The sequence below is a fragment of the Marinomonas colpomeniae genome, from assembly GCF_014803385.1.
GTDB classification, from domain to species: Bacteria; Pseudomonadota; Gammaproteobacteria; order Pseudomonadales; family Marinomonadaceae; genus Marinomonas; species Marinomonas colpomeniae.
The window spans coordinates 319,792-333,372 of sequence record NZ_JACYFC010000003.1 but is presented as its reverse complement, the minus strand read 5'-3'; the positions used below and the strand labels follow the sequence as shown (position 1 = coordinate 333,372).

Genomic DNA, 13,581 nt, shown 5'->3' with positions numbered 1-13,581 from the left:
GTGTAAACCCACCCAGCGTAAGGAACAACTACTGTAGTCATTACGACTGCAGTACTTCATGCCAGTTTTCGATCATATTAATCAAATCTTCTAAACCGCATTCTGATTGAATACCATCCGTCGATGTTTGATAAAAACTTTCCTGAGAATCAAACATGGCTTTTATTTCTTCTTCTGCCGAATCCATATCCACTTGTCGAGTAACAGAAATACCCTCTTCACTTAAAATGACAGTGAAAGGGCCATGTTTAAATTCCGTTGTTTCTTTTTCAGTCTCAGCTAAACGAGCCGCTATTAATACACGCTGTATACTCTCTAGATCTCTTACATATTCAGAGATCCATTCACCTATCGCTGCAAATTCATATCCGGCATAAATGCGGTATGCATTTTCGTCCTGATCAAAGGCAATTTCATAATCCATGACCGTGAACCTCACTGATTGTCATCTGTATTTTAATCTTTCGGTGTTTCTTCAGATTGAGTATTGTGTTCGTTTTTTCGTACGTAATTACGATTACTGGCTTGCTGACGTTGAGGAACCGCGGCGGCTATTTTTGCCAACCTTTTCGCTTCTTTTGCCGCCTTCGCGTCTTCCACTAACTGTTCTTCATGGGCAATCATCGCAGGCGTTTCCATGATATAAGCACCAATAGCACCGGTTCTTACATCATGTAAAAATACTTCTGCCGCTTTATGCATCTCAACCTTACCACCAGACCGTAGCGCACCGCGCTTAGATCCAATTATTTTTAACACATCATAAGGTTCAGAATCGGCCGTCACGTCTTTTAATTTATAACGTGTCGTCAATTCTTCTAAATAATCAGACATGAAAAACTTCAAACCCACCAACGCAACATCTTCATAATCGATAGCAGTGGCACGTACAGCACCGGTTACCGCTAAACGATAGCTAGCATCTGGATTTTCAATTTTTGGCCACAAAATCCCTGGTGTATCGAGTATTTGAAAACCATTCGTTACTTTGAGTTTTTGTTGAGATTTAGTCACAGCAGGTTCATCACCGACCTTTGCCACACGACGCCCCAACAAAGCATTCATCAAACTGGATTTCCCGACGTTCGGAATACCCGCAATCATGGCACGAATCGGTTTTTCAGCAGAACCTCGATGAGGCACCATTTGACTAACCCATTGGCTGATTTTTGAAACATCGGACTTATCTAGCGTAGAAAATGGATGAGCCAAAATACCATCACTACCACGCCAATGCTCAAGCCATAAATCTAGGCGAGCCTTGTCAGCTAAGTCTTTTTTATTTAAAAGGCGAAGTACAGGAACATCACCTCGCAGTGTATTTAGCATTGGGTTTTGACTGGAATCAGGAATACGGGCATCTAATACTTCGATGACTATATCCACTTGCGTCATGACTTCTTCGATTTCTCGACGCGCCTTGTTCATGTGCCCTGGATACCACTGAACGCCCACCTAACTCCCCCTATTATTATGATCAACACGATCAAAGTTATGATCGAATACGACCAAGTTTTTTCGGTGGCGGATTCTACCACAAGTTAGAAGTAAGATAGAGAAAATACTCTATCGGTTTCAATACCACCAAATATGAACAAGGCTTTTATCCCATTGATTGGATCAACTCTGACTTAAATCAATGAGACCAAGCATAAAATACCTATACTCACTCCTCCATCTAAGTTCAAGAAAGGAATCTGCACCTAACTTGATGCTTATTTGGTTGTTCTCTAGATCGGATCGAACATAGGTCCATTTAGCCGGGGTTGTGTGTGACCTCGGCTTTTTTCATTTCTTGGTCTACAAAATCTAGTAAATCTGGATATAAAAGTAAAAATGGCTGCTCGGCCTGCTCAATTACATTCGGTAAATCATCTACAAAATCCTGTAAGTGCTTACCATGACGCCAACGCCTCATGATTGAATGAATCGCTCTATCAACACCATCTAACGTCCCTAAACTTGACAGCCAATTACTTCCTTCTAGGGAACTAATCATATTGGCTAACCGTTCAGGACTGCGATTTTTATCCATTACCAAACCTGACACTGCCTGCTCACAAAAAACAGTTAAAGGAACAGAACTAAATTTCTCCCAGTATTGTATCAACCAATAATCCATAGCTATGTCTTGAATGATGCCAGAAAATCGGCGACGACCTTTACGTGGTATAGAACGAAAAGCCACACTGGCTACATGTTGATCTACCATAACATCTACTTGCTGATGTAAACGCCACCCAGCGAATAAATCAGGCTCTAAACTATTCACATCAACAGGAAAATCGCCAAGTAAATTACCAACCCAAGAGGTATTGGTTATAGAGGCTATATGGAGATGAGCGAAATAATTCATAGATACCTATATCATTAAATTTTGACTTTTAAATAAAACACAAATCACGACACTATGTGCCTAAATAAAACCATCTTACTGTCTTTTTACTCATTTATTTGTAAAAATAGCTGGCTATCTATACGGTCAGAATTAAATGTGTAAGCGAGCAATTGATTTATTATCAACAATACCATTACTCTCATGATAGATACTTATTCCATCCAAAGAATCAAAAAGGCCTTAGTAAATGAATATAAAAGTCATGATAGCCGGCTGCTTGGCTCTGCTTTTATTAAGTAAGGCATCAGCAAGCACCTTAAGAATGGCGTTTAATGCTGACCCTATTTCATTAGATCCTCATGAACATCTATCTGAAGGGACATTACAATTTTCACATCTTGTGTTTGATCCATTATTAAGATGGAACAAACAGGGTCAATTTGAATCTCGTCTTGCTACAAAATGGCAGCGTCTAGATTCGCGTACAATACGCTTCTACTTGCGTCAAAACGTCACCTTTCATTCTGGAAATAAATTTTCTGCCAATGATGTCGCCTACACCATTAACCGACTAAAAATCTCGCCCGATTTTCGTGCTATGTTCGACACAATCGACTCTACTTCAATTATAGACGACTATACGATTGACGTTCATGCTACGACGCCAAACCCATTGTTACTTAACATCATGACGTATGTTTTTCCGATGGATAAAACTTTTTATAAAGATCAAGATCAAATTATTAAATATGGTGAAACATTCGCGTCTCGTAATGTCTCGGGAACTGGACCTTTCACATTAGTCAGTAGAGAATTAGGCAGCCGGATGGAGCTTAAAAGAAGCCCTGCATATTGGGACACTAAATCTGTTGGCAATGTTGATCAGATTATATTGACACCAATACGTGCTGACTCCACTAGACTTGCCGCCCTTCTTTCTGGTGATGTAGATTTCATATTCCCTATTTCACCTATCGATATTGAGCGTACTAAAAGAGCATCAGGCATTCAGGTAGTAACACTTCCCAGCACCCGCATTTTATTACTTCATATGAATCAAAACAGGCGAGAAGAATTTCAAGATATTAGAGTAAGAAAAGCCATAAACTTAGCCATTAATCAGTCTTTAATAGTCGAAAAAATACAAAAAGGGTATGCGACTCCAGCAGGACAATTAAGCTCCGATCGTTTTCTTGGTTACGTCAAGAATTTAAAACCAGAATATGACCTAGCCAAAGCCCTAGAGTTAATGAAAGAAGCCGGTTATGAAAAAGGCTTTCGCATTAGTATGATGGCGCCAAATAATCGTTATCTCAATGATGAAAAAATAGCTCAAGCAATCTCTGCGATGTTGGCAAGAATCAACATAACAGTCGATTTAAAGACACTCCCTAAAGCGCAATATTTTAAAGAGTTCAATAATAAAACTGCAGATATAATGATGCTTGGTTGGTTATCAGACACCATGGATTCGAATAATCTATTTGAATTTATTATTGCGTGCCAAGATGTTGAAACTGGTTTTGGGGCTTACAACGCCAGTGAGTATTGCAACCACAGCATTGACGAGAATATTAAACAGGCAAATCGTGAAATGAACCCAGAAAGACGCATTCGCCTTCTCCAACAAATTGAGCAAGCCGTTTATAATGATTCTGTAGTTGTGCCCTTATATTGGCAACAACTTACTTGGGCTGCAAAAAACAAAGTACGAATACAAGACATAGTCAACGACCAGAACTATCCCTATTTAGGGGACTTAGTCATTGAAGACGAATAGATACAACGAACTCTTTGCTAACTTTTATTCAAAGAGCATTACTCAAAAATCAAGTGGAAATAAAATCAACCAATGCTGATTTTCTTACTTCGTCGATTGATTCAGGCTTGTTTTGTTATGATCATCATCAGTGTGATCAGCTTTGCAATACAAGGCAATTTAGGCGACCCAATACAACAAATGGTTAGTGTTACGGCGTCGCAAGATGAACGTAACCAATTACGTGAAAGCTTAGGGCTAAACGATAACTTTATTAACCAATATTGGCGATTTGCCAAAAAAGCAGTTCAAGGCGATCTTGGCACTTCCTTTTATTATAAAAAACCCGTTTTAGAAGTCATTTTCCAAAAAGTGCCAGCTACTTTAGAACTCGCTTTTTGTGCTATTTTACTTATTATTTTTGTCGCGACGCCTTGTGGTGTACTAGCTGCTATTAAACCCAAAAATCCTATTTCACGGTTAATAATGATCGTTAGTTCCATTGGTCTATCTGTGCCTATTTTCATAGTAGCCATTTTCATGGTGTATTTTTTTTCTATCGAATGGAACGTCGCCCCCAGCTTTGGCCGTGGCGAAACGACTGAAATATTAGGCTTGTGGGAAAGCGGCCTTTTTACCAAAGATGGCTTAAGCCATTTACTCCTTCCTAGCTTGTCTCTAGCCATTGCTTTAATGCCAATATTTATACGTTTAATTCGAGCAGAGATGATGGAAGTACTACAATCTGAATATATTCGTTTTGCTTGGTCAAAAGGTCTATCTACGCCTCGAATTTACTTTATTCACGCGCTCAAAAATACCATGCTCCCTATTATTACGGTTGGGGGTATTCAAGCTGGTACGCTAGTGGCTTATACCATATTGACAGAAACTATATTCCAATGGCCCGGCATGGGGTTTTTATTCATGGACGCTGTTAGCCGAGTTGATACGCCTCTTATTTCTGCTTATCTAATAGTGGTTGGTGGTATGTTTGTGATGACCAATACCTTGGTTGATCTAGTGTACGGTTTAGTGAATCCTACTGTACGTTTAGCGAGCCACGGGATATGAAATACAACAAGAAAGATCTTACCCACCCTATTTCAGGCGATCGCTGGAACCACATTTGGTCAGGTTTTATAGGAGATAAACTAGCTGTCTTAGCATTATTAATTTTCCTTTTTTATTGTGCTATCTCGCTTTTAGCTCCTTTGCTTGCTCCTTTTGATATAGACGATCCTGCGTTTATGGATCTTATGAATTCTGAAATCGCACCCAGTTGGATTAGCCACGATTATCGATTCTTATTAGGGACAGACGCACAAGGCAGAGATTTATTATCTGTTATTTTATATGGCACGCGCCTATCGCTCACTATTGGAATATGTGCCGTTTTAATACAAGCCACATTAGGCATTTGCATTGGACTTATAGCTGGATATTTAGGCGGCCGGATTGATAATTTCTTAATGCGTTGTGCCGATATTCAATTGTCTTTTTCAAATATGATGGTGGCGATTGTATTCCTTGCCATTTTCCAATCTCTATTTGGTATCGCCATGTATCAGCAACTCGCCATGGTTATTCTTATTTTGGTTATTGGCTTAACTGAGTGGCCACTTTTTGCAAGGACTGTTCGCGCCTCTGTATTGGCGGAAAAACAGCAAGAATATGTTGATGCAGCAAGAGTCATGGGCATTAGCTCTAAACGCATTATGTTTCGTCATATTTTGCCAAACACCTTATCTCCTATTCTTGTTATTTTTACCGTCCAGATTGCCAACGCGATTGTCGCTGAAGCAGCCTTATCTTTTTTAGGGCTAGGTATGCCATCAACAGAACCCTCCCTTGGCTCTCTTATAGCGGAAGGAATGGCGTATATGTTTGCGGGTTCATGGTGGATTTGCGTTATCCCAAGTGTCACCTTAATCATATTAATTTTGGCAATGAACCTATTGGGAGATTGGCTGCGCGATCACCTTAATCCAAAGGTGTATAAAGACTAATATGAACCTTTTAAGCGTCACTAACTTACATGTCAACTTCCACACCAAAGCGCAAGAATTAGCAGCACTTATTGATGTGAGCTTTACATTAAATCGTGGAGAGCGCATCGCTATTGTTGGAGAGTCTGGCGCAGGAAAATCCGTATTAGGCTTTTCGATTGTCAACCTAATTGGCAAACCGGGTTACATCCATTCAGGCTCTATTAGGTTGGAAAATGATGAGCTGACAAAGATGAACTTGCGCCAACTACAAGAAGTTCGTGGCAAGCGTATCGCGATGATATTTCAAGACCCAATGATGACGCTTAACCCTGTTATAACCATTGGCGCTCAATTAGTCGAAACCATTAGAAGTCACACAAAAATCTCATATAAAGATGCACGCAACATTGCCATTGAAAAACTTAATCATGTGCAAATAGCGTCGCCGGAAAGGCGATTTGATCAATATCCTCACGAGCTGTCTGGTGGTATGAGGCAACGCGTTATCATTGCAGCTGTTTTATTACTTAATCCAGATATCATTATTGCCGATGAGCCAACAACGGCATTGGATGTGACCATTCAAGCGGAAATATTACAATTACTTTTAGCTATTTGCAGAGACAATGGCGTAGCACTGGTATTGATTAGCCATGACCTTGGTGTGGTATCTAAAGTCGCAGAACGTACCCTAGTAATGTACGCAGGTCGTATTGTTGAAGAAGGTCCAACACTGGAAATAATCAATGATCCTCAACACCCCTACACTCAAGGTTTATTGAACGCACTGCCACAAATGACATTGCCTGGACAGCGCCTAAATCAAATTCAAGGCAGTATGCCATCTTTAATAGAACGGCCTTCAGGCTGTGCTTTTCACCCACGCTGCCCTTACGCCAAAGAGAAATGTAAAAAAGAACAGCCAAGTTTTATTCATAGTGGTGTTTCTAGCGTTGCCTGTTTTCTTGTTGAAGATATGATCAATGAATTTGCCAACCAAGACCAGGAGGTAAGTAAATGACGATACCTCTTATTCAAATCAATGGTCTTGAAAAAACCTTTACCACCCATGAAGGCTGGCTTGGACAATGGCACTTTCACCAAGGTAAATTAACAAGACGAAAAGACAGTGTGCATGCACTAAACGGCATAAACCTCACCATTAATAAAGGTGAGACATTATGTATTGTTGGTGAAACAGGCTGTGGTAAATCAACACTTGCTCGCACAATAATGGGGCTAACATCACCAGACTCAGGTGAAATACGTTATCTTGATCAACGTATTGACCATCTAAACAATCAACAACGCATGCCTTTTCGCCGTCGTATGCAAATGGTATTTCAAAACCCTTATGCGTCTTTGAACCCTAGGATGACGGTATATCAGACGCTTAGTGAACCTATCTCTTTTCATAATCCAAAACTATCTCAATCACAGATTGATGAAAAGGTTGAAGTACTTTTGGAATCAGTAGGTATTTCAGCGTCTAGTTCGGATCATTACCCACATGAGTTTTCAGGCGGACAACGTCAACGTATTAGCTTAGCTCGTGCTCTTTCTGTAGACCCTGACTTCATCGTCGCTGATGAGCCTCTATCTGCATTAGACGTCTCAGTACAAGCTCAAGTACTTAATCTTATGATGGATAAGCAAGAGGAGCGGAATCTTAGCTATCTTTTCATTACTCATGACCTTGCTGTCGTTGAACATTTCGCAACCCGAGTGGCAGTAATGTATTTAGGGCGAATTTGTGAATTAGCGCCAAGGAGCGCATTATTCAACCATCCTAAACATCCTTACACGCGCGCCTTACTGTCAGCTATTCCTCGCCTAGACAGCAACACAACGCAAGCTATTCGATTGATCGGTGAGGTTCCCACACCAATAGAAAAACCTATTGGCTGTGTATTTCAAGCTCGTTGCCCTTACGCTAACCAACGCTGCTATGACCAATCACCAGAAATGATAACGCAAAGTGACGAAAGCAGTGTTGCCTGCCATGCAATTGAGGAGGGACGATTATGATACGTCTATTCCCTTCTTCTGTGCATCAGGAGGTTTCATGGAAATAAGATGGCTTGAAGACTTTATTGCGCTCGCAAAAACACGTCACTTTTCTCGTGCGGCAGACGAGCAAAATGTTACGCAACCAACTTTTAGTCGACGTATTAAATTGCTCGAAGAAGAGATGCGCGTCACCTTGATAGATCGTAATACCTTGCCTTTGTCTTTGACTCCAGCAGGGGAAGTATTCCTACAAAGTGCCGAGTTGATTACTCGACAGCTAAAAGACACAAAAGAGCGCTGCCAAGAAATCAAACAAGAAGAAGAGTCTCAAGTGCGTTTTGTTACCACTCAAACGCTCTTCCTTAGTTTCTATAAAGAAGTGATTGAACCATTTTGTAAGGATATCGAGATGGACTTAGACATTAATATGAAGTCTAGTTCTTGGCTCGGTATCGACTTTGTAAATTCATTGGTTGATCAAAAATGCGACATCATGCTGTGCTATTGGCATCCTGCCATTAACTTTATTCGCGCAATTGATGATGAACAATACGAGCACATAGTCATTGCAGAAGAGACCTTAATTCCGTGCAGTGCAACAGATGATTCTGGTGAACCTAAATTCACTTTACCAGGCGCGAAACGAAAGCAGATTCCTTATATTGGTTATTATGAAAACTCTTTCTTACAACCTGTGATACATCATCACTTACAAAGACAAAGAGAAGTCCCTCAACTACAAACCATTTCTGAGAATTATCACTCAGTCAGCATAAAAGCTATGGTAAAAGAAGGTTACGGGATTGGCTGGATTCCAAAACGTCTCATGCAAGACACGCTTAACTATGGGAAAGTGGCTTTAGCAGGCGAAGAAAACTGGAATATTCCGTTAGAAATACGTTTATACCGTTCCAAACTTAATCAGAATCCGAATTTAACGCAGTTTTGGGAAGCACTAAAAGACAAAGTACGTAGTAGCGGCCCTCTTTAGAGAAATCACTCATAACCTATTTCACCTAAAATCTATAGAAGTAAAAATAAAGAATTAATTACAAAAAATCGCCCCAAAAAAAGAGGAGTCAATAATCATATTGAGTCCTCTTTTTTATGAAATTTTTATCCATTAGCCGTTATATAAAGCACAATTTATGCCCGATTATTCAGGGCAGTCTTTCTCATTCAGAGCAACAATCATTGGATCAGTCCCCATTGAGTTTGCACCAAGGGCCTTGCTAAAAAGATAGCCTTGGCCAATATCACAACCAAATTCTTGCAACATAATTAGTTGGTCGACATTGGTGATACCTTCGGCGATTACTTTTAAATGCAAGTTGTGGCTTAAAACTATAATGGCATGGGTTAAAGCTGCGTGGTTTCTGTCTTCGGTAATATCTCGAATGAATACTTGATCAATCTTAATATAGTCAAAAGGAAGATCTTTTAGGTAACTTAAGCTTGAATAACCCGTTCCAAAATCATCAATCGCCAATTTTATACCTAAGCGGCTGATCTGACGTAAAAGCTCCGCACACCCTTCAGCATCTTCAATCAGAATAGATTCAGTCACCTCAATTTCTAACAAACCTGGATCAATCTTATATTTATCCAGTAGAACTAAAAGGTTTGGTAAAAAATCAACTCGTTTTAATTGTGCAGCGGAACAATTAACTGCGATAGGTGGTACAGAAATGCCCTGCTCTTGCCATTCCACAATATGTCGAAAAGCTTGTTCAAACACCCATTCACCCAAGGCTAAAATGATACCTGTTTGCTCTGCTATAGGTATAAATTCTGCCGGGGAAACAGTGCCGAGTTCCGCATCTTCCCAACGCAGCAAAGCCTCCATACCAACACAACGCTCAGTAACAATGTCTACTTTAGGTTGAAAGTGCAGTTCAAATTCGCCATCTGATAGCGCTTGTCGTAACCGCGTCTCTATTCGTACATTACGCGCAAACTGTTTACCCATCACACCATCATAAAAATGATAGGTTGCGCGACCTAATGTTTTCGCTTTATAAACTGCCATATCGGCGTTCTTGATAAGCGTCACAGCATCCTTACCAAATTCAGGATACATAGCCACACCAATAGAACAGCCAATATTCAGTACTCGTCCATCAACAAAGTAGCTCTGACTAATTTGCTGAATGACTTCCTTCGCTAAAATATCAAGATGTGGAATATCATGTTCATGACCGCTTGCCAGTAACACAACAAATGCATCACCTCCTAAATAGCCAATAACAGCTTCTTCTGGTAAGACAGAATTGAGGCGCTGACCTACCTTAACCAATAACTTATCACCTACTTCATGGCCAAAGGCGTCATTAATGGTTTTGAAGTGATCCAAATCCAATACTAAAGTCGCAATAGTCCCATCTTCTGCATTAGTCTTTTCTATCAACTCAGTTAAAAGCTTTTGAACCTGATAACGACTGGCCAAACCGGTCAGATCATCGGTTTCAATCCGTTTATTCAGCAAATTGAGGGCGAAATAATAGGCAGCTGATATCTTTTGCGTATAAAAAAATAAAAATAAGGCCATAAAGGCAAACAAAACAAGAGGCCAAATCACTGTATTCCAATGAACTAAATCATTAACGCCTTCTGAAGAACGTGTATCTATACGCCATTCACGCCCGGAAAAATGTATTATTTGCGTGTCATATTTTCCATCTACCCACCCAGACTCTTCGAAAGACGAACTAGTAAACCAAATCGATTCTCCTTCCTCACTTACATCGGCTATTCGATAAGATAGGTCGCTATTTTTTAAAAGACCGATTTGCATTAATAAATCATCAATTCTGAAATAAGAACCAACTATTCCATGAAAACCAAACTTGTCAGTTAACTTATAAGAACGAGCATCAAGGGGTAAATAAATAGGCGCCCTTAAGATAAAGGTATCTGTACTCGTTCTCGACTTCCAACCAGGCAATGAGATATGGGTTGGTTCGGATAAAATATAATCTAATGATGTCCGTACACGACGAATTAGATCGGCATAGCGATATTCAGGTGCTAAGAGATCATAGCCATAAGACAATTTATCAGGGTAACCAAGCGCAAGCGCAAGATAACTCGCTCTCTCTCCCTCAGGACTAATAGCAAAGCTTTCATCTTTTAGTAATCGCTTTTGACTGGTCTCATATTCAATTTTTTTATCGGCTGGGACGTACTGTGCAAAATAAAAACCTGCATTCAATTGAGTCGATAGGTTTTGAAGGTAGCGTGTAAAATGGTCTGGAGTAATATCTTCCTTACTAGACTGTATAAGGGAGGCAATAGATGAAAGCTCTAAGGCGTATTGAGATAAGCCATCATGCAATTTTTCAGTAAAATGAATACCAGCTTCTTTTTGTACTGTTCGAATATGTTTGTATTCTTCTAAATAAATCGTACTACTTGTTACCACTCCACAAAGGAAGACAACAACCAGTATGATGTAATGCATTTTTTTATTTTTCACATGGCTCCGTGAAGAGTTCATTATTTGCCCGTTATTATGTTAAAAATAAAAAAAATGTCTGTAAAATACGACGTTCTGAAAACTAGCTATATACTTTACCTAAAAATCACCTGACCGACACGGAATAAATGGTTAAGAAAAGTATTTACTGTGTAATTCTGTTATCCTCCTCTTATTATTTACTCTACTAGACAGGCCTTTTGTGACCCAATTTAACCACGATTTAACCAAACTTCTTCCAACAAAACTGACAGCATTGCTATCAGACATGGGATTCACGACTTTCACACCTGTTCAAGAGCAAAGTTTACCACCAATTATTGATGGCAAAGATATTCTAGCTAAAGCACAAACAGGCAGCGGAAAAACCTTAGCTTTTGCTATTGGCCTATTACTAAAAATTAACCCTCGCTTTTTCGGTGTACAGGCATTGGTTATGTGCCCTACTCGTGAATTAGCCGATCAGGTTTCTAAAGAAATCCGTAAAGTTGCGCGATACCAGGACAACATCAAAGTATTAAGTCTGTGTGGCGGAATGTCATTTGGCCCTCAAGTTGGCTCTTTAGAACACGGGGCTCACATTGTTGTCGGAACACCTGGTCGCTTAATGGAACACCTTCGTAAAGGAACATTACGCCTTAACGCTCTCAACACTTTAGTGCTTGATGAAGCAGATCGTATGTTAGATATGGGATTTGTTGATAGCATTCGTGAAGTGGTTGAACTAACGCCAAGTAATCGTCAAACATTATTATTTTCTGCGACCTATGACGCGACTGTTGAAGCGGTTAGTGCTGAATTTCAAAACAATCCAATTAGCATCAAGGTTGAAGCACAAGAAGACCTTAAACCAAATATCGAACAGTTTTTTGTTCGCAGTGAAAATAAAGACAAATGCGAAACTTTATTAGCAACACTGCAACATTTTGAACCACGTCAAGTTATCGTGTTCTGTAATACAAAAGCAGAGTCTCAAATTGTGGCAGATTGGTTGGTTGACCATAAAGTGGCGGCTCAAGTCATTAATGGCGACTTAGAACAAAGACAACGTGACCAAGTATTAGTCCGTTTTAGCAATCAAAGTAGCTGTGTATTAGTTGCTACCGATGTTGCTGCCCGAGGCATTGACGTGAAAGAAGTCGACCTTGTTGTTAACTACGATACAACACGTGACACAGACGTTCATACACACAGAATTGGCCGAACTGGTCGTGCTGGCGCAGCCGGTATCGCTGTTAACTTAGTGACATCAAAAGATGACTATAAAGTACGAGACATTGAACAACGTTTCTCTACAACAGCAAATTATATAGAGCTAGAAGAAGCGGACGAAAATTACCGTTTAGTACCACTTAAAACCACTATTTCATTTGATGCTGGCCGTAAAAACAAACTTCGTCCAGGTGATATTCTTGGTGCACTAACAGCAGGTTTAGGATTAGACAAATCTCAAGTGGGTAAAATCGATATCTTCGACTTTCACGCTTATGTATCCATTGATAACGCTGTAGCAAAAAACGTTGTGAAAGAATTCGAAAACAAAAAAATCAAGGGCAGAAACATTCGCGCACGTATCTTGCGTTAAGAAACGAATAATAATGAATCAAACATTACTCTTTCGTTTCTATAAATTGTTAAGTTCTCCGGCAGCCCAAGCTGCCGGTTTTATTATTGGTGGGCTAATCATTAGCCTAGCGACCCTTCTACCAGCAGAAAGTCTTCCTCCTGCTCCAGGTGGCGATAAACTTCATCATGTTATTGGTTTTGGAGGCTGGGCACTTATGTGTGCTTTTGGCCCATTCAAACGTTTTGTTTATATGGCGTTATTTGTCATCTTCTGGGGTGGCACGATTGAGCTTATTCAGCCTTACGTAAACCGCTATGGTGAATGGCTCGACTTTTATGCCGATGCATTCGGCGCTCTATTGGTGTTGATGACACGTTTTGGTATTGATACTTTTATTAGTCATAAAAGAACAGACATAAACAAAAAATAGTACTAAAAAAT

Annotated in this window: 12 protein-coding genes; 8 read left to right on the top strand and 4 right to left on the bottom strand. The window is 39.9% G+C overall.

The window, feature by feature from the left end:
- Positions 1–40: 40 nt before the first annotated feature.
- The 3 genes from IF202_RS10915 to IF202_RS10905 form a co-directional block, all read right to left on the bottom strand.
- On the bottom strand, positions 41–424 hold the full coding sequence (locus IF202_RS10915; RefSeq protein WP_191594930.1) for a YacL family protein: 384 nt from the start codon (positions 422–424) through the stop codon (positions 41–43).
- A 32-nt stretch (positions 425–456) separates the two neighbouring features.
- Positions 457–1,455, bottom strand: a complete 999-nt coding sequence (ylqF, locus tag IF202_RS10910; RefSeq protein WP_191594929.1) for a ribosome biogenesis GTPase YlqF — start codon at positions 1,453–1,455, stop codon at positions 457–459.
- A 301-nt stretch (positions 1,456–1,756) separates the two neighbouring features.
- A complete protein-coding gene (locus tag IF202_RS10905) occupies positions 1,757–2,356 on the bottom strand; it encodes an acyl carrier protein phosphodiesterase (protein WP_191594928.1) in 600 nt (199 codons plus the stop codon).
- A 229-nt stretch (positions 2,357–2,585) separates the two neighbouring features.
- On the opposite strand from IF202_RS10905, the gene IF202_RS10900 reads away from it, so the two are divergent.
- From IF202_RS10900 to IF202_RS10875, 6 genes are all read left to right on the top strand, one after another.
- On the top strand, positions 2,586–4,118 hold the full coding sequence (locus tag IF202_RS10900; protein WP_191594927.1) for an ABC transporter substrate-binding protein: 1,533 nt from the start codon (positions 2,586–2,588) through the stop codon (positions 4,116–4,118).
- 72 nt (positions 4,119–4,190) lie between these two features.
- Positions 4,191–5,171, top strand: a complete 981-nt coding sequence (locus IF202_RS10895; RefSeq protein ID WP_191594926.1) for an ABC transporter permease — start codon at positions 4,191–4,193, stop codon at positions 5,169–5,171.
- Positions 5,168–6,106, top strand: a complete 939-nt coding sequence (locus IF202_RS10890) for an ABC transporter permease (protein WP_191594925.1) — start codon at positions 5,168–5,170, stop codon at positions 6,104–6,106. Before IF202_RS10895 ends, IF202_RS10890 begins: the two co-directional genes overlap by 4 nt.
- A 1-nt stretch (position 6,107) precedes the next feature.
- A complete protein-coding gene (locus IF202_RS10885; protein WP_191594924.1) occupies positions 6,108–7,109 on the top strand; it encodes an ABC transporter ATP-binding protein in 1,002 nt (333 codons plus the stop codon).
- On the top strand, positions 7,106–8,116 hold the full coding sequence (locus IF202_RS10880; protein ID WP_191594923.1) for an ABC transporter ATP-binding protein: 1,011 nt from the start codon (positions 7,106–7,108) through the stop codon (positions 8,114–8,116). The genes IF202_RS10885 and IF202_RS10880 overlap by 4 nt, the downstream gene beginning before the upstream one ends.
- A 37-nt stretch (positions 8,117–8,153) precedes the next feature.
- Positions 8,154–9,089: a LysR family transcriptional regulator gene (locus tag IF202_RS10875; protein WP_191594922.1), complete on the top strand. Its 936-nt coding sequence runs from the start codon at positions 8,154–8,156 to the stop codon at positions 9,087–9,089.
- A 165-nt stretch (positions 9,090–9,254) separates the two neighbouring features.
- Here IF202_RS10875 and IF202_RS10870 read toward each other — a convergent pair whose 3' ends face one another.
- The gene (locus IF202_RS10870) at positions 9,255–11,594 is read right to left on the bottom strand and encodes a bifunctional diguanylate cyclase/phosphodiesterase (RefSeq protein WP_191594921.1); all 2,340 of its coding nucleotides are present in this window, start codon (positions 11,592–11,594) and stop codon (positions 9,255–9,257) included.
- Between the two features lie 181 nt (positions 11,595–11,775).
- Between IF202_RS10870 and dbpA the strand changes: the two genes are divergently transcribed.
- The gene (gene dbpA, locus IF202_RS10865; protein WP_191594920.1) at positions 11,776–13,158 is read left to right on the top strand and encodes an ATP-dependent RNA helicase DbpA; all 1,383 of its coding nucleotides are present in this window, start codon (positions 11,776–11,778) and stop codon (positions 13,156–13,158) included.
- Positions 13,159–13,171: 13 nt separating this feature from the next.
- Positions 13,172–13,570, top strand: coding sequence for a VanZ family protein (locus IF202_RS10860; protein ID WP_235963463.1), 399 nt, complete (start codon positions 13,172–13,174; stop codon positions 13,568–13,570).
- Positions 13,571–13,581: the final 11 nt, after the last annotated feature.

Coding starts and splice junctions, on each gene's coding strand:
- IF202_RS10905 (WP_191594928.1), bottom strand. CDS start 2,356: ATGAATTATTTCGCTCATCTCCATATAGCCTCTATAACCAATACCTCT.
- IF202_RS10860 (WP_235963463.1), top strand. CDS start 13,172: ATGAATCAAACATTACTCTTTCGTTTCTATAAATTGTTAAGTTCTCCG.
- IF202_RS10915 (WP_191594930.1), bottom strand. CDS start 424: ATGGATTATGAAATTGCCTTTGATCAGGACGAAAATGCATACCGCATT.
- IF202_RS10895 (WP_191594926.1), top strand. CDS start 4,191: ATGCTGATTTTCTTACTTCGTCGATTGATTCAGGCTTGTTTTGTTATG.
- IF202_RS10900 (WP_191594927.1), top strand. CDS start 2,586: ATGAATATAAAAGTCATGATAGCCGGCTGCTTGGCTCTGCTTTTATTA.
- IF202_RS10880 (WP_191594923.1), top strand. CDS start 7,106: ATGACGATACCTCTTATTCAAATCAATGGTCTTGAAAAAACCTTTACC.
- IF202_RS10890 (WP_191594925.1), top strand. CDS start 5,168: ATGAAATACAACAAGAAAGATCTTACCCACCCTATTTCAGGCGATCGC.
- IF202_RS10885 (WP_191594924.1), top strand. CDS start 6,108: ATGAACCTTTTAAGCGTCACTAACTTACATGTCAACTTCCACACCAAA.
- IF202_RS10870 (WP_191594921.1), bottom strand. CDS start 11,594: ATGAACTCTTCACGGAGCCATGTGAAAAATAAAAAAATGCATTACATC.
- IF202_RS10875 (WP_191594922.1), top strand. CDS start 8,154: ATGGAAATAAGATGGCTTGAAGACTTTATTGCGCTCGCAAAAACACGT.